Source organism: Cobetia sp. 5-25-4-2, from assembly GCF_013374075.1.
Taxonomy (GTDB): Bacteria; Pseudomonadota; Gammaproteobacteria; order Pseudomonadales; family Halomonadaceae; genus Cobetia; species Cobetia marina.
Genome location: NZ_BLWK01000002.1, coordinates 279,813 through 295,204, shown reverse-complemented (window position 1 = coordinate 295,204; position 15,392 = coordinate 279,813). Strand labels below are relative to the sequence as shown.

The following is a 15,392-nucleotide window of genomic DNA, read 5'->3' as shown; positions in this document are numbered from 1 at the left end:
TGGCTCACATGCCCCGCATCTCCACTGGACACTAGGTCTGCGTCTTTTCACAAGAGAAGCGCAGCCTGATCAAAACAGAAGCCACTCCCGTGCGAAGGATCACCCGGACAAGCCCCGCGCTAGGGGATGTTCTCCGTCGATCGTTCTGCACAGGAGAGTGGCCAAGCATCATTGACGAGGACACCATGCCAGAGTATCGCTCCCGTACGACCACCGCAGGTCGTAACATGGCCGGCGCCCGCGCCCTGTGGCGCGCCACCGGCATGAAAGATGGTGACTTCCAGAAGCCGATCATCGCCGTTGCCAACTCCTTCACCCAGTTCGTGCCCGGCCACGTCCACCTCAAGGACATGGGGCAGCTGGTAGCGCGCGAAATCGAGAAGGCCGGCGGTGTCGCCAAGGAATTCAACACCATCGCGGTGGACGATGGCATCGCGATGGGGCACGACGGCATGCTGTATTCGCTGCCGTCGCGTGACCTGATCGCCGACAGCGTCGAATACATGGTCAATGCCCACTGTGCGGATGCGCTGGTGTGCATCTCCAACTGCGACAAGATCACCCCCGGGATGCTGATGGCCGCCATGCGCCTCAACATCCCGGTCATCTTCGTCTCCGGCGGCCCGATGGAAGCCGGCAAGACCAAGCTACTGGACCACGGTCTCGACCTGGTCGATGCGATGGTCATCGCGGCCGATGACAGCGTCGACGACGAGACGGTCGCCGAGATCGAGCGCAGTGCCTGCCCGACCTGTGGCAGCTGCTCGGGCATGTTCACGGCCAACTCCATGAACTGCCTGATGGAAGCGCTGGGTCTGGCGTTGCCGGGCAACGGTACGGTGCTGGCGACTCACTCCGATCGTCGTCGTCTGTTCGAGAACGCCGGGCATCGTATCGTCGAGCTGGCACGCCGTTACTACGAAGGCAACGAAGAGCACCTGTTGCCGCGTGCCATCGGTTCACGGGCGGCGTTTGCCAACGCGATGACGCTGGATATCGCCATGGGGGGCTCGACCAACACCATCCTGCACCTGCTGGCCGCCGCTCAGGAGGCCGGTGTCGACTTCACCATGTCCGACATCGACAAGCTGTCCCACAGCGTGCCGCAGATGTGCAAGGTGGCGCCGAACACCCAGAAGTATCACATCGAGGATGTGCACCGTGCCGGTGGCATCATGGGGATTCTGGGCGAGCTGGACCGCGCCGGCGTGCTGGATACCTCGGTGCCGACCGTCTATGGCGACTCGTTGTCTGCGGCGCTGGAAGAGTGGGACATCATGCGCTCGCCCACCGATGAGGTGATCGAGTTCTATCGTGCCGGTCCGGGCGGGATCCCGACCCAGACCGCCTTCTCCCAGAGCGCGCGCTGGCCAAGCCTGGATGGTGATCGCGCCCAGGGCTGTATCCGCGATTACGACCATTGCTTCTCCACTCAGGGCGGCCTGGCCGTGCTCTACGGCAACATCGCACTGGATGGTTGCGTGGTGAAGACGGCGGGCGTCGATGACTCCATCCTCGTCTTCGAAGGCCGTGCCTATGTCTGCGAATCTCAGGATCAGGCGGTGGAAGACATCCTGGCCGACAAGGTCAAGGAAGGCGATGTCGTGATCATCCGCTACGAAGGGCCGAAGGGCGGTCCGGGCATGCAGGAAATGCTCTACCCGACGTCCTATCTCAAGTCCAAGGGACTTGGCAAGGCGTGCGCGCTGCTCACCGACGGTCGTTTCTCCGGCGGTACCTCTGGCCTGTCCATCGGCCATGCGTCTCCGGAAGCGGCGGCGGGTGGCGCCATCGGCCTGGTCGAGCATGGTGACACTATCCTGATCGACATCCCCAATCGCACCATCAATGTCCAGCTGAGCGATAGCGAGCTACATGCGCGTCGTGAAGCGATGGATGCGCGCGGCAAGGATGCCTGGAAGCCGAGCATCCAGCGCAATCGTCGTGTCTCCGCCGCGCTCAAGGCCTATGCCTTGCTGGCGACCTCGGCTGACAAGGGCGCCGTGCGTGATCTGAGCAAGCTGGATTGATACCGTCCGCCAGTGCCGCCGTGAAGGTGCTGGCGGTCAGTGCCTGTTGAAGACCGGCAGCACTGATCACCAGGCAGGACGCCAATGACATGCAAACGGCCACCCCGAGGGGTGGCCGTTTGCATGTCTGGCATTCGAAGTGGTTGCCGTGCATTTCAGCCTCCTCGGGCCCTGAGTCAGTCAGTACCGGCAGGCTTTGGCGGCAGGTTGGTCAGTGTACCGGCGTCAAGCGGCATGACCGGGTCTGGGTCGAGAAACCGTACCCGGTTGCATCCCTGGCGCTGGGCTTTCTTGAGCGCCTGCTGGGCACGGTCCATCAACTCGAGTCGATTGGCCAGTCTCATGGTATCGGGGGCCGGATGATAGCCGGTCAGGCCGACACTGCAGGTGATCGGCCGATCCAGCCCTGACAGTTCGGCGGCGGCATGGCGGACGCGTTCGGCAAGGATGATCGCGCCGCTGGCATCGGTACTGGTGAGGATCGCCATCAAGGAGTTGTCCTCACGCATGCAAAGGAGATCGCTCTTGCGGCTGGCGTTGCGCAGGATGGATGCCACCTGCTGCAGAGGGCGTTCTCCCGCCACGTGGCCATATTCGCGCGTGTAATCCTCAAGGTCATCCACGCTGAGGATCAGGATGCACAATGGCTGGCCATGGCGTGCACTGCGCGCGATCTCGTTGTCCAGCTGTTGCTCGATCAATTCGAACGGCATCAGCTTGTCGAGTGTCGAGCCGGGGAGCCGGCCAGCGGCAGGCGAGCGAGTTTCCAGTTGGTGGCGCAGCTTGGTCAGGCTCGCTTCATGAGCACGGCGCTCGCTGATGTCTTCATGCTGGGAGAGAATGATCCCGGCGCGACTGTCGATCACCTTCAGCTCCAGCATCACGTCGATCATCTGGCCATGACGCCCGAGATAACGGTGTGGCTGCCGATATTCGCTGATGTCGCCCGTCCGCATGGCGCTCAATGCCTCGCGGCACGTCAGCATGTCCTGTGGGTGCGAGATGTCTTCCAGGGCACTGCATGTCAGTTCCTTTGGCTCCATGCCCAGCAGTCGGGAAAAGGCCGGATTCATGCGGGTCCAGTGGCCATGAAAGTCCATCAGGGCCATGGGCAGGCTGCAATGGGAGAACAGTCCTTCCATTTTCTGGTAGGCGAGACGCAGGTTGTCGAGCTCACTGCGTGTGCGCTCTTTCGCGCGCTGGACATCCAGCAGCTGGCCCAGTGCCGTGGCAAGCGTCTCCACCAGGGCTCGCTCACTGGCGGTGAAGTCCTGTTGGCGCGGTGTTTCATCGCCGAAGCACAGCGTGCCGGTCAGGCGACCTTCAGACCAGAGTGGCGCTGCCACATAGCTTTCAAAGGGCATGCAGGAATAGGCAGCGTGGGCGCGAGTGTCTTCTTCAGCGCTGATGTGGCGATGAGCCACGCAGGCAGCCTGCGCGATGACGCTGGAACACCAGGTCTCTTCCAGTGGGCATTCGCCTCCGACTTCTCGCCCAGCAGGGGGATTGACCGCCGCCATGATCTCATAGCGACTGGATTCTGCATGTCCGAGGATGGCGGTGGTCATGCCAAGCAGACGGCAACCGGCATCCAGATGGGCTTCCACGTGGCGTTCGTGGGAGGGCTCAGGTGTCAGGCTGAGCGCCAGCAGTGCCTGCAGGTGCTCTGGCAGCAGGGAATCATGGGGGTGTCCGGCGTTGCCCGAAGGCAAGGGCACGGCAGAGAATGAGCTTGGCATCATGCGATATCCTTATCTGACATGCTGCAGGAGAGGGAGGCTTTCCATACCACACCTCAATATACGACTTGCCGTGAGACGTGACAGGCGAGGAAATCGATTGTCTCAACCTTTCGCAAACGCAGCGGGCAGTCTTTACAGGCTGACAAGGGCAGAGCCCCTCAGCGAGGGTCTCGATGAGGGGCTCCGAAATGAGGGCTCCTTGCCTTCGCCATGGGTTGGCGTGTCTTCGCAAGGACGTTGATGGCGGTCTGCTGGTACTGCTCACGAGTCGTGGGCGGGAGTCAGGCCGCCTCGGCCAGCGGTGGTGCCGGCTGCTGCTGAGCTTCCAGGTCTTCCAGTGCCAGTTCGATACTGAACCAGTTGCTGTCAAGCCAGTGGTCGATCACTTCTTCGTTCATGCACATCGTGAAGCCTCCCCGAGAGTGTTGGCGAGCCATTGAGTGTATGGGTGTGCTGCCGGTAAGCAGCACTCTCCAGTATGGCTGGTTCCGGGAAGACGCGAGTGAAGATCGTGTGATGCCTTGATGTCAGTCAAAGACAGGCAAACCTGCAGGACATTGACCATGTATGCCTACCCATGCCGAAGCGTGGGCAGCCCTTCGTGGCAGCTGGAAAGGCGAGGCGGTCATCGTCTTGCCCGGTCAGCGCGTCAACGACGTGTGAATGAGCGAAGGAGGCTGCGAATCAGGGAGCGTCCCAGCTGCGACCCCAGCGCGCGCATCACCGATTTCAGCAAGGTTTCCATGACGCCCTGGCGCTTGCGGCCACTGCCGGTGTCCCGAGAGGGCCTGGCGGCAGCGGGCGGCCGGGTGGCTTGCGCCCCTTCAGGCCGGGCGTCTTCAGGATCAACGTCTTCCGATGGACGCTGGCTTGGGTCACGGTCTGCCTCCCCGGGCCTAGTCTTGTCAGGCTCACGGGGGTTCGTGGCATGTGAGGCTTGCGCCTGGGCGGCAAGTCGCGCCTCCAGTCGCTCATGGGCGGACTCACGATCCACGCGCTCGTCGTAGCGCCCGGCCAGGGAGGAGTCGGCCAGCAGCGTGGCACGCTCCGCGTCGCTCAATGGACCGATGCGTCCTCGCGGCGGGGCGATCAGCGTGCGTTCCACCTGCGTCGGTGTGCCGTTGGCATCGAGTACCGAGACCAGAGCTTCGCCTACGCCCAGTTCCGTGATCACCTGCGCCGTATCGAGTTCCGGATTGGGGCGGAAGGTGTCGGCGGCCGTCTTGACGGCCTTCTGGTCACGCGGTGTGAAGGCGCGCAGCGCATGCTGGATGCGATTGCCCAGCTGACCGAGCACCTCATCGGGGATGTCGGCGGGTGACTGGGTCACGAAATAGACACCGACGCCCTTGGAGCGAATCAGGCGGACCGTCTGCTCCAGACGCGTCAGCAGTGCCTTGGGGGCTGAATCGAACAACAGGTGCGCTTCATCGAAGAAGAACACCAGTACTGGCCGGTCGGCATCCCCGCGCTCGGGAAGCTCGCGGAACAGGGTGGACAGGAACCACAGCAGGAAGGTGGTGTAGAGACGAGGGCTCTGCATCAGCTCGCGACCGTCGAGCAGATTGATATAGCCACGGGCCTGCTCTGCATGCCCGCGCGTCGCCAGCATGTCGTGGATATCCAGTGCCGGTTCGGCAAAGAAGCGTTCGCCGCCCTGCGTGGCCAGGACGTGGACCCGACGCAGCATCGCCCCCAGGCTCTGGGGACTGACGCTGCCGTAACGTGCCTCGAAGCTGTCACGCTCGCGCTCGATGTGCTTCAGCAGGCTGATCAGGTCCTTGAGGTCGACCAGCTCCAGACCCTCACGCTCGGCGTGATCGAAGGCCAGATGCATCAGGCCGCCTTGGGTCTCGTTGAGCTCCAGCAGACTAGCCATCAGCTCGGGCCCCATCGATGCCACGCTTGCGCGAACCGCGTGACCGCTCTTGCCATGGAGGTCCCATAGTCTGACGGGGGCGGCGTGCGGCTGCCAATCATCGATCCCCAGGCTGTTCAAGCGCTCATCGATGCGAGGATGGGGAGTGCCGGCGGCAGCGATGCCGGAAAGATCACCCTTGATGTCGGCAGTGAACACCGGCACCCCCATGCGCGAGAATTCCTCGGCCAGTACCTGCAGGGTGACGGTCTTGCCGGTGCCCGTCGCGCCCGCCACCAGCCCATGGCGATTGGCCAATGCTGCGTCCAGCGTGATGTGGCCTGCCGAACCTTGTCCCGCGCGGCCCCCTATCAGCACATCTGGCATGTGATTCTCCTGTCGTGGTCAGCATGTCGGTGGCGGTGCCCGTAGAGAGGATGGTGCTGTGCACTGCGAGTGGCCGCGAGGAAGTGTCCTTGCTTCTCAAACAGAGTTACAAAATGTTTCGTTGAGTAAAATACTGCAAGCGAATCCTGGGCATCCGATCGCACTGGATGGCTGCATCGTCGGGCTGGAGCCTGCTGCCGTGCTGTCCTGGAGCGGGGTGTGCGCTAATTAAACGCGACGCGACAATTCACTCTTGTACAAGTAATTCTCTGGCAGATCATTTTTCTTTCCTTCCTGTGCTTGAAACTCAGCCCAAGTAGTTCCATATCTTTAGGCATCAGACGCTGTGTGATGGAACACGCTCAATTAGATCAATGTCATCACTCGCCAGCTCGTCACGCTTTCACGGTACAACTCTAGTGACGGTTTTCGAGTGATCACGAGCTCTGACGATGTCACGACAGGATGTCTTGGCAACCCTTATCCGCAAGACGCAGGTGAATCGCTCGCCCGTCGTCTTGCCTGGCCCGGATGACAGAGGATCACTTCGATCCCGATGCATGCCGCGGCTCAACGGCAACGGTCGAGTGAATCATCTGCTCGTCTTTTGCATCAGACCGCTACTGGAGGATGGATCATGAACAAGCTGACTGCTGCACTCATCGCAACTGCCTTTGCACTGCCGACCGCCGCTGCCTATGCCGATCACCACGAATCCAGCAACACCGGTTCCGCCAATACCGGTGCTCACTCCACCAAGGTAGAGGGTGGCACTGCCGCTGGCCATGAAGGTGGCATGGTGCAAGACGATGCCGAACGCAATACCGAAAGTGGTTCTGCCAACACCAAGAAGGATTCCATGATGGTGGAAGGTGGGACCGCACAGTCTGAATCCGCCAAGCACGGCAAGGTGATGGACGAAGGCGAGGACCACATGGGTGTGAGCCCGGAGTCCGGCTCGGCCAACACTGCCGATGGCAGCATGAAGACCGAGTGAACGTCTTCTGATCCCGAGGATGACTCGGGTACGGCATGATCTCGTGGTGTGTCCGGGCAGGTCGCCAGCACGATCCGTCCACTGACATCACGGGTGAAACGACAAGCCCCCGCCATTGGCGGGGGCTTGTCGTTGTCTGAAGAACAGCGCGAGAGGGCAGGGCCGACGCCTTACCACCAGTCGGGGCTATGGAGCTCCTCGCCGGCCAGCAGGCGTTCCCTGGCCATGAAGAGGGCGGCGATGGCCCGCGCCTCGTGGAAGTCCTCGCGTGCCAGCAATGCCGGCAGCTCGTCGAGGCGGTGGCGCTCGACGACCAGAGGTTCCGGCTCATCCCCCGGCAGACGCTTCTCGTACAGGTCACGCGCCAGCATGACGTTCATGCGGTGATCCATGTAGTTGGGCGCCAGGCTCAGTTCGGCCAGCGGCTCGATGTCGTGAGCGCCGAAACCGCACTCCTCCATCAGTTCACGGTTGGCGGCGGTCACCGGGTCTTCGCCGGGGTCGATCAGCCCCTTGGGCAGGGTCAGCACGTACTGCTCCGGCCCGGCGGCATATTCACGGATCAGCAGTACGTGATCCGGGTCTGGCATGGCGACGATCATCACCGCACCATGGCCACCACTCTTGAGACGCTCGAAGCTGCGCGTCGCGCCATTCGAGAAGGTCAGTTCCAGCGCCTCGACGGTAAACAGCCGCGAGCGAGCCACCTCGCGTCGCGAGTCGATACGGGGGGGTGTCAGCGCGTCTCCATCGGCGTAGTGCCCGATGGTCGAGTGATCGGGGCGTGGCGCATCATCCATCGGAAGTCCTCAAGGCAGAGATCAAGAAGCGGGCGCCGGGCAGGCGGTCATGCCCGAGCCTCAAGCTGTCGCGCCCATCGTGGCAGGCTGTGCCGGGCAGGGCAATTGTCGTGAGCTTGCCGGCATCGCTGATGTCCCATGTGGGCACATGCGCAGCGCAGGACCATGCTTTACACTATACAACCCCAAATTCCCCGCCGGCTGACAGACTACCGATGATTGACTGGACCACGATCGACACCGTGCTGCTCGACATGGATGGCACCTTGCTGGACCTGCATTTCGACAGCCACTTCTGGCTGGAGCACCTGCCACGCCGCTACTGTGAGCTGCATCGTCTCGATAGCGCGCTGCAGGCGGACCTCAAGGCGCGCATCATCAGCGAATCCGGCACGCTCAACTGGTACAGCCTCGATTACTGGAGCCGCGAGCTGAAGCTGGATGTTGTCGCGCTCAAGCGTGAGGTGCAGCATCTGATCGGGTATCGCCACGAGGCAGAGGACTTTCTCGCCTGGCTACGGGATCAACCGCAGCGCGTGGTACTGGCGACCAACGCGGACCGTCACGGGATCGAGCTCAAGTTCGGTCTGACCGGCATGGGCGATTACTTCGATGCCGTCGTCTCCTCGGCGGATCTCGGACACGCCAAGGAGGAGCAGGCCTTCTGGCATCGGCTCAACGAGATCGAGCCCTTCGAGCCGGCACGTACCCTGTTCATCGATGACAATCCCCAGGTGCTGGAGAGTGCGCGCACCTACGGTATCGCGCATCTGCTGGGCGTGCGTCAGCCGGACTCGAAGCGCGAAGCGCGTGACTTCGAGCACGTGCACGGACTGGACGGCTTTGCCGTGCTGACGGCGGGTGGCGGCCTTCATCTGGAACACGAGGAGCGCAAGGAGTCTTGATGAGTGACCAGGTACGCATCGACAAGTGGCTATGGGCGGCGCGATTCTTCAAGACGCGCGGCATGGCCAAGAAAGCCATTGAAGGTGGCAAGATCCAGTACAACGGCAGCAAGGTAAAGACGTCCAAGACCGTCGAGGTCGGCGCCTTGATCGAAGTGCCGCAAGGTTGGGATCGGCTGGTGGTCGAAGTGCTGGCACTCAGCGACCAGCGCCGTGGCGCCCCCCAGGCGCAGGCACTCTATCAGGAGACGCAGGAGTCGCGTGCGCGCCGCGAACGGGAGGCCGAGGTGCGTCGCCTTGGCAATCAGGGCATGAGCCCGCCCGTGGGACGTCCCGACAAGAAGCAGCGGCGCAGCATCCATCGCTTCCAGCGCCAGGATTCCGAAAGCTGACGACACAGGCTCTCGCCACCCTTGCGGGGGGAAAGCCTGTGGACGTCACGTTGATACTTACCCAATTCATGACGCACGGCCCGGCCTTCGGTGCCGAAGCCGAGGCAGGCCTGCGTCGTCGCCGAGGTTCATCGCGGTCCGTCGCTCGTGGTCCACGAGCTGATGGCCGCGATGGCTCGGTTCGAGGAGCCCCCAATGAGTGATCACGACATGCAAGACCCTGACAAGCAAGCCGGCGACGCCCACGAAGAGACGGCGCCGAATTTCGATCAGATCCAGCGATTCCTGTTCGACGCCACCAATGTGCGCGGCGAGATCGTCACCCTGGACAAGGCCTATGCCGAAGTCCTTGATCGTCATGCCTATCCCCAGGCCATCTCGCGCCAGCTGGGCGAGATGCTGGCAGCGGTGGCGCTGCTGACCGAGACCATCAAGCTGGATGGCACCATGACACTGGAAGTGCGCGGCACGGGGATCGTGCGTCAGCTGATGGCCGAGTCCAATCCCGGCGGTGAGCTGCGTGCCATTGCCCGTCTCAGTGACGAGGACGTGCTGCCGACCGATGAAGCCACGCTGCAGGCCCTGGTGGGGCAGGGGCAGATCGTCATCACGCTGGACCCGCGTGACGGCAAGCGTTACCAGGGGATCGTGGCGATCGATCAGGACAGCCTCGCCGGCTGCCTGGAAAGCTACTTCAGTCAGTCCGAGCAGCTGCCGACGCGTCTGTGGTTGATGGCCGATGCACAGCGTGCCGGTGGCGTGATGCTCCAGCAGCTGCCTGACGACGATGCCAACAAGGACCCCGATGCCTGGGAGCGAGTCGTCCATCTCGCCGACACCCTCAAGGCCGAAGAACTGCTGGTGCTTGATCAGCAGGACGTGCTGCACCGTCTCTATCACGAAGAGACCGTGCGCATCTTCGAACCCAAGGCGCTGCGTTTCGGTTGTACCTGTTCTCGTGAGCGTCTCGGCGCGGCACTGCACAGCATCGCCGCGGACGAATTGCGCCAGATCGTCGCTGAACATGGTGAGCTGGCCACGCAATGCCACTTCTGCCATACCCGGTATTCCTTCAATGCCGCGGAAGTTGAAGCCATCATCGAAGACCCGGCCGCAGGCAGCCCGATCGTCCACTGAGTCCAGCAATCGCGCTGGCGCCAGCGCGGCCTGTTGGCCTGCCTTGCGTCAGCTCGGGCAGTGTTGGCCGGAGTCTCGGGCGGAGACTGTCGATGCGCAGCAGCTGTCGATGGGCAGGTGCTGTCGATGGGCAGGTGCTGTCGACGACGGGCAGGAGGGGCAGGAGTGCAGGAGGGACGCCCATCATGAGGCCAGCGGCAGGGGTGGGCAGCCGAGCGAGGTGAAATTGTCGGACATTTCGCGTCTCGAGTGTCAGTCAATGCGCTGTCGGGCGTTGCAGCAATCAGCGTTTCCGCCCGAGTCCCTTTTTGCCATAATGCCTTGCCAGTACGGGGCTGGACGCTCCGTTGCGGCAACATGGCCTTTAGGCCATGGTCGATTCCGGCAGCATCGTTCGATACCCCAAAATAAGCCTGCGGCATGTACCGCCGGCATCTGGCAAGAGCCATCAAGAGAGAGGGCGGCCCTGAGCCGCGGAGACGCGAATGAGCAAGCATCAAGACAGTGCGGTGACCACTCACACCAATCTCAGCAGCGCAGAGCTGATCGAGCTGGCAGTGGCTCGCGGCGAAGGACGTCTGGCCGACAACGGCGCGCTGGTCGTGGAGACGGGGGCTCGCAGTGGTCGCTCCCCGAACGACCGCTTCATCGTCGATGAGCCGTCCACCTCGGACGCCATTGACTGGGGAAGCGTCAACCGCCCGTTCAGCCCTGAACGTTTCGACGCGCTGTGGGACCGGGTCGAGGACTACCTCGGTGCGCAGACAAGCTTCGTGTCCGAACTGCACGTCGGCGCCGATCTCGAGCATTACCTGCCGATTCGTGTCACCACGGAAACGGCGTGGCACAACCTGTTCGCGCGTACCATGTTCGTGCGTCCGGACAGCTTCAATGCCAAGGACAAGAGCGAGTGGACCATCCTCAACGCGCCGCACTTCGTGTGTGAGCCCGAGCGCGATGGCACCAACTCCGATGGCGTGGTGCTGATCAACTTCGCACGTCGTCGCGTTCTGCTGGCTGGCATGCGCTATGCCGGCGAGATGAAGAAGGCCATGTTCTCGGTGCAGAACTTCCTGCTGCCGGAAAAGGACGTGCTGCCGATGCATTGCTCCGCCAATGTCGGTGATGACGGCGAGACCACGCTGTTCTTCGGTCTTTCCGGCACCGGCAAGACCACTCTGTCCGCCGATCCGGCGCGCCATCTGATCGGCGATGACGAGCACGGCTGGGGCGAAGGCACCGTCTTCAATATCGAAGGGGGCTGCTACGCCAAGTGCATCGACCTCTCCGAGAAGAACGAGCCGGTCATCTGGAATGCCATCAAGTTCGGCGCCGTGCTGGAAAACGTGGTGCTGGACGACCGTCGCGGTGCGGATTACGGCGATGACACTCTCAGCCAGAACTCGCGTGCGGCCTACCCGCTGGAGCACATCGAGAAGCGCGTGCCGGAAAATCGTGCCGGTGAGCCGAATGCCATCGTCTTCCTGACCTGCGACATGTCCGGTGTGCTGCCCCCGGTGTCCGTGCTCAGCAAGCAGGCGGCCGCCTATCACTTCCTGTCCGGCTACACCGCCAAGGTCGGCTCCACCGAGATGGGCTCCACCGCCGGTCTCGAGGCGACCTTCTCCACCTGCTTCGGCGCGCCGTTCTTCCCGCGCCCGGCGCGTGAGTACGCGGATCTGCTGATCAAGCGCATCGAGGCGTTCGGCTCGCGCGTCTATCTGGTCAACACCGGCTGGACCGGTGGTGCCTACGGAGAGGGCGGCTCACGCTTCTCCATCCCGACCACCCGCAGCATCATCAGCGCGATCCAGAACGGCGCACTCGCCGATATCGAGACGCGTCACATCGACGTGCTCAACCTGGATGTGCCGGTGCGTGTGCCGGGCGTCGATTCCAGCCTGCTCGACCCGCGCGAGACCTGGGAAGACCGCGCTGCCTATGACAGCAAGGCGCGTGACCTGTCCGCCAAGTTCGTCGAGAACTTCAAGAAGTTCGCCGGAGTGGATGAGGCGATCATCGCGGCGGGCCCGACGCTGGTCTGATCGACCACCGTTCTCGCGATACGCCAGATGAAAACGCCTCGCTCGGGTGACCGAGCGAGGCGTTTTCATGTCCGGACAGCGATGACACCGCTTTGGGATCACGGCTGCGACATGGCGTGACTCAGGGGCTGCCACCGGCGGCCAGAGAGCGACTGGCAGGCGCATCCAGCGCCTCTTCGTCTGACAGCGGGTTGCCGGTGGTATTGGCGCTCAGGATGGCCTCCGTCGCCAAGGCGTCCTGTGTTGCCATCCTGCGCTCGTCGTGGGTCGTATCAGGAAGCTCGGGCGTGTTCTCTCCGGGCATTTCATTGTCCGGCAGGCGCTCGGCGACGAAGGGAGCGGGGGCCTGATACCACCAGCGGGTGGTCCAGGCGCGCATCACCCGTTCCGGGTACCAGGTCTTGCCGAGGCTGCCATTGTAGCGGGCCAGTGCATCGGTGATGTCGCCCTTCTCACGCTTGAGGTAGTGGGCGAGGATGGTGGCGCCGTAGCGCAGGCTGGTGTCCTGGTCGAGCAGGTTGTCACCCGGCTCGCCGATCTCGCGCTTCCAGAATGGCATCACCTGCATCAGCCCTCGTGCGCCAGCATGGGATACCGCCGTCGGCTTGAAGGCGCTTTCCACCTGGATCACGGCCAGAATCAGCTCCGGTGCCAGCCCCGTGCGGGTGGCTTCGCGGCGGATCTTGCGCAGCAGGTCGATCCGGGCGGCGCGATCGGGCATGTAGCGCTCCAGACGCTGCTGCATGCTCAGTACCCAGTGCAGGGCATCGATGGGGTCGTCGAAGGCTTCAGGCTCTGCCAGCGCTTCTCTCAGGCTTTCACGCAGTGCCGGAGAGAGGCCGTGCTCGGGGATGGCGGCCGCAGCATGGAGGGGCGCGCTCTGCAGCATGGCTACCATGCTGCCCACCACGAGACAGGCTGCTCCCGCCAGGTGGCGGAGCAGGCGTTGGTGGTGTGGAGTACGAGCGCCTTCGGGGCGTGGTGTGGTCATGCGCAGTCCCTGCGTATCGGTCATGCCGGCATTATGCCGTGTTCGCGGCGTTGACGTTAATGCCCCAGTCAATCAGCCGCCTGAAACGACGACAGCCCGCCCCCGAGAGGGGAGCGGGCTGTCGTGCTTCGCGTCAAGGAAGCGCCCTGGGCGGCGCCTGAGGCTTACTTGCTGCTGCGCTCGGCCAGGAAGTCCATCAGGTTGTCGACGGGGACCATGGTCGCGTCCGCGTCCGTGCGGCCCTTGTACTCATACTCGCCGTTGTCGAGGCCGCGATCACCGATCACCAGACGATGCGGAATGCCCAGCAGTTCGCCATCGGCGAACTTGTTGCCCGGACGCAGATCACGATCATCCAGCAGGACATCGTAGCCTGCGGCGGTCAGCGCCTGATAGACACGCTCGGAGGTCTCGCTGACGCGCACGGACTTGTGGGCATTCATCGGCACGATGGCGATCTGGAAGGGCGCGATGGCTTCCGGCAGCACGATGCCGCCCTTGTCGTTGCCCTGTTCGATGGCCGCGGCCACCACGCGGGTCACGCCGATGCCGTAGCAGCCCATCCACAGCGGCTTGGCCTTGCCGTTCTCGTCGAGCACGGTGGCGTTCATGGCATCGGAGTACTTGGTGCCCAGCTGGAAGATATGACCCACCTCGATACCGCGCGCGATGTCGATCACGCCGTGACCGTCCGGTGACGGGTCACCCGCGACGACATTGCGGATATCGGCGACTTCCGGCAGCGGCAGGTCGCGCTCCCAGTTGAGGCCGAAGTGGTGCTTGCCTTCGATGTTGGCACCGGCACCGAAGTCGCTCATCAGAGCGACGCTGCGATCGATGATGATCGGCATCTCGAGTCCCACCGGACCCAGCGAGCCGAAGCCAGCGCCGACGGCGGCACGCACTTCCTCGTCGCTGGCCATGGTCAGCGGCTCGGCGACCTGTGGCAGGTGTTCGGCCTTGATCTCGTTGAGCTCGTGATCACCGCGTACCATCAGCGCGACCAGCCCTCCCTCGACACCTTCGGCTGCCTTGACGATCAGCGTCTTGACGGTTTTCTCGATGGCCAGGCCATGCTGCTCGACGAGGGCGGCGATGGTCTTGGCATTCGGCGTATCGACCAGCTGCATGTCCTGAGTCGGTGCGGCGCGTTGCGGCGTCTCGCCCAGCGGTGCGGGCAGAGCCTCGCACTTCTCGATGTTGGCAGCGAAGTCGGAGCCGGTAGAGAAGGCGATGGCGTCTTCTCCGGAATCGGCCAGCACGTGGAATTCGTGGGAGCCGGTACCACCGATGGAGCCGTTGTCGGCAATGACGGGGCGGAAGTCGAGACCCAGGCGCGTGAAGATGCGCACGTAGGTGTCGTACATCACCTGATAGGTGTCCTTGAGCGAGTCTTCGCTCAGGTGGAAGGAATAGGCATCCTTCATGATGAACTCACGGGAGCGCATCACACCGAAGCGCGGACGAATCTCGTCACGGAACTTGGTCTGGATCTGATAGAAGTTGGCCGGCAGCTGCTTGTAGCTGTTCAGCTCGCGACGCGCGAGGTCGGTGATGACTTCCTCGTGGGTCGGGCCGACGCAGTAGTCGCGCTGATGACGATCAACGACACGCAGCAGCTCCGGGCCGTACTGTTCCCAGCGACCGGATTCCTGCCAGAGCTCGGCAGGTTGCACGGCGGGCATCAGCACTTCCTGGCCACCGGCGCGGTCCATCTCTTCACGGACGATGCGCTCGACCTTGCGCATGGTGCGCAGACCCAGCGGCATCCAGGTGTAGAGCCCGGAGGTCAGGCGACGAATGAAGCCGGCACGCAGCATCAGCTGGTGGCTTATGACTTCAGCATCGGACGGGGTTTCCTTGAGAGTGGAAATCAGCAGTTGACTGGCACGCATGGGCTCAGCGATCCCTCGACTTGTCGCTTTGATCGGTACGCTTCGCAATCGCGAAGCAAGAACAGGCAGGACTTCGGCACGCCAACGGCGGGCGTATCAGCGAAGCAGACTGGGGGCATTGTACTGCCGCGAGGCTTTGTGGGGCAAAGTGCTGCGACAGACTGGAAAAAAGTGCGCCGGCCTGCCGATACTGGTGCAGGGCGCAGGGCGTCC

At 63.0% G+C, this 15,392-nt stretch carries 12 protein-coding genes; 6 read left to right on the top strand and 6 right to left on the bottom strand.

All coding sequences use genetic code 11. From position 1 onward, the window contains the following. The first annotated feature begins 185 nt into the window (after positions 1–185). The gene (gene ilvD, locus HXS65_RS06140) at positions 186–2,030 is read left to right on the top strand and encodes a dihydroxy-acid dehydratase (RefSeq protein ID WP_136938759.1); all 1,845 of its coding nucleotides are present in this window, start codon (positions 186–188) and stop codon (positions 2,028–2,030) included. Positions 2,031–2,206: 176 nt separating this feature from the next. Here the strand turns inward: ilvD and HXS65_RS06135 are convergent, their stop codons facing one another. The 3 genes from HXS65_RS06135 to HXS65_RS06130 all read right to left on the bottom strand — a co-directional run bounded on the left by HXS65_RS06135 (position 2,207) and on the right by HXS65_RS06130 (position 6,017). After that, entirely contained in the window at positions 2,207–3,772 is a 1,566-nt protein-coding gene (locus HXS65_RS06135) for a sensor domain-containing diguanylate cyclase (protein ID WP_084208060.1), read from the bottom strand. A 281-nt stretch (positions 3,773–4,053) separates the two neighbouring features. Continuing rightward, positions 4,054–4,176 carry a hypothetical protein gene (locus HXS65_RS17555; RefSeq protein ID WP_255304436.1) on the bottom strand — a complete coding sequence of 41 codons (123 nt, stop codon included), beginning with the start codon at positions 4,174–4,176 and terminating at the stop codon, positions 4,054–4,056. A 245-nt stretch (positions 4,177–4,421) separates the two neighbouring features. Continuing rightward, positions 4,422–6,017, bottom strand: a complete 1,596-nt coding sequence (locus HXS65_RS06130) for a helicase HerA-like domain-containing protein (RefSeq protein WP_176493458.1) — start codon at positions 6,015–6,017, stop codon at positions 4,422–4,424. Positions 6,018–6,654: 637 nt separating this feature from the next. On the opposite strand from HXS65_RS06130, the gene HXS65_RS06125 reads away from it, so the two are divergent. Further along, positions 6,655–7,014, top strand: a complete 360-nt coding sequence (locus tag HXS65_RS06125) for a hypothetical protein (protein WP_065392586.1) — start codon at positions 6,655–6,657, stop codon at positions 7,012–7,014. 170 nt (positions 7,015–7,184) lie between these two features. On the opposite strand, the gene nudE is transcribed toward HXS65_RS06125, so the two are convergent. Next, entirely contained in the window at positions 7,185–7,814 is a 630-nt protein-coding gene (gene nudE, locus HXS65_RS06120; protein ID WP_077374968.1) for an ADP compounds hydrolase NudE, read from the bottom strand. A 215-nt stretch (positions 7,815–8,029) separates the two neighbouring features. Here nudE and HXS65_RS06115 point away from each other — a divergent pair, with 215 nt between their 5' ends. The 4 genes from HXS65_RS06115 to HXS65_RS06100 all read left to right on the top strand — a co-directional run bounded on the left by HXS65_RS06115 (position 8,030) and on the right by HXS65_RS06100 (position 12,293). Continuing rightward, complete coding sequence (locus HXS65_RS06115; protein ID WP_077374965.1) at positions 8,030–8,719, top strand: HAD-IA family hydrolase; 690 nt, start codon at positions 8,030–8,032, stop codon at positions 8,717–8,719. Beyond that, positions 8,719–9,111: an RNA-binding S4 domain-containing protein gene (locus tag HXS65_RS06110; RefSeq protein WP_077374962.1), complete on the top strand. Its 393-nt coding sequence runs from the start codon at positions 8,719–8,721 to the stop codon at positions 9,109–9,111. Before HXS65_RS06115 ends, HXS65_RS06110 begins: the two co-directional genes overlap by 1 nt. A 210-nt stretch (positions 9,112–9,321) precedes the next feature. Then, positions 9,322–10,248 carry an Hsp33 family molecular chaperone HslO gene (hslO, locus tag HXS65_RS06105; RefSeq protein ID WP_176493583.1) on the top strand — a complete coding sequence of 309 codons (927 nt, stop codon included), beginning with the start codon at positions 9,322–9,324 and terminating at the stop codon, positions 10,246–10,248. Between the two features lie 485 nt (positions 10,249–10,733). Further along, positions 10,734–12,293 carry a phosphoenolpyruvate carboxykinase gene (locus HXS65_RS06100; protein ID WP_077374959.1) on the top strand — a complete coding sequence of 520 codons (1,560 nt, stop codon included), beginning with the start codon at positions 10,734–10,736 and terminating at the stop codon, positions 12,291–12,293. Between the two features lie 121 nt (positions 12,294–12,414). On the opposite strand, the gene HXS65_RS17655 is transcribed toward HXS65_RS06100, so the two are convergent. Together HXS65_RS17655 and HXS65_RS06090 are read right to left on the bottom strand one after the other, a co-directional pair. Further along, positions 12,415–13,284: a lytic transglycosylase domain-containing protein gene (locus HXS65_RS17655; RefSeq protein WP_308483174.1), complete on the bottom strand. Its 870-nt coding sequence runs from the start codon at positions 13,282–13,284 to the stop codon at positions 12,415–12,417. 164 nt (positions 13,285–13,448) lie between these two features. Then, on the bottom strand, positions 13,449–15,179 hold the full coding sequence (locus HXS65_RS06090; RefSeq protein WP_176493457.1) for a proline--tRNA ligase: 1,731 nt from the start codon (positions 15,177–15,179) through the stop codon (positions 13,449–13,451). Between the last annotated feature and the right edge of the window lie 213 nt (positions 15,180–15,392).

Coding starts and splice junctions, on each gene's coding strand:
- HXS65_RS06130 (WP_176493458.1), bottom strand. CDS start 6,017: ATGCCAGATGTGCTGATAGGGGGCCGCGCGGGACAAGGTTCGGCAGGC.
- HXS65_RS06125 (WP_065392586.1), top strand. CDS start 6,655: ATGAACAAGCTGACTGCTGCACTCATCGCAACTGCCTTTGCACTGCCG.
- nudE (WP_077374968.1), bottom strand. CDS start 7,814: ATGGATGATGCGCCACGCCCCGATCACTCGACCATCGGGCACTACGCC.
- HXS65_RS06100 (WP_077374959.1), top strand. CDS start 10,734: ATGAGCAAGCATCAAGACAGTGCGGTGACCACTCACACCAATCTCAGC.
- ilvD (WP_136938759.1), top strand. CDS start 186: ATGCCAGAGTATCGCTCCCGTACGACCACCGCAGGTCGTAACATGGCC.
- HXS65_RS17655 (WP_308483174.1), bottom strand. CDS start 13,284: ATGACCACACCACGCCCCGAAGGCGCTCGTACTCCACACCACCAACGC.
- HXS65_RS06135 (WP_084208060.1), bottom strand. CDS start 3,772: ATGATGCCAAGCTCATTCTCTGCCGTGCCCTTGCCTTCGGGCAACGCC.
- HXS65_RS06110 (WP_077374962.1), top strand. CDS start 8,719: ATGAGTGACCAGGTACGCATCGACAAGTGGCTATGGGCGGCGCGATTC.
- HXS65_RS17555 (WP_255304436.1), bottom strand. CDS start 4,176: ATGTGCATGAACGAAGAAGTGATCGACCACTGGCTTGACAGCAACTGG.
- HXS65_RS06115 (WP_077374965.1), top strand. CDS start 8,030: ATGATTGACTGGACCACGATCGACACCGTGCTGCTCGACATGGATGGC.
- hslO (WP_176493583.1), top strand. CDS start 9,322: ATGCAAGACCCTGACAAGCAAGCCGGCGACGCCCACGAAGAGACGGCG.
- HXS65_RS06090 (WP_176493457.1), bottom strand. CDS start 15,179: ATGCGTGCCAGTCAACTGCTGATTTCCACTCTCAAGGAAACCCCGTCC.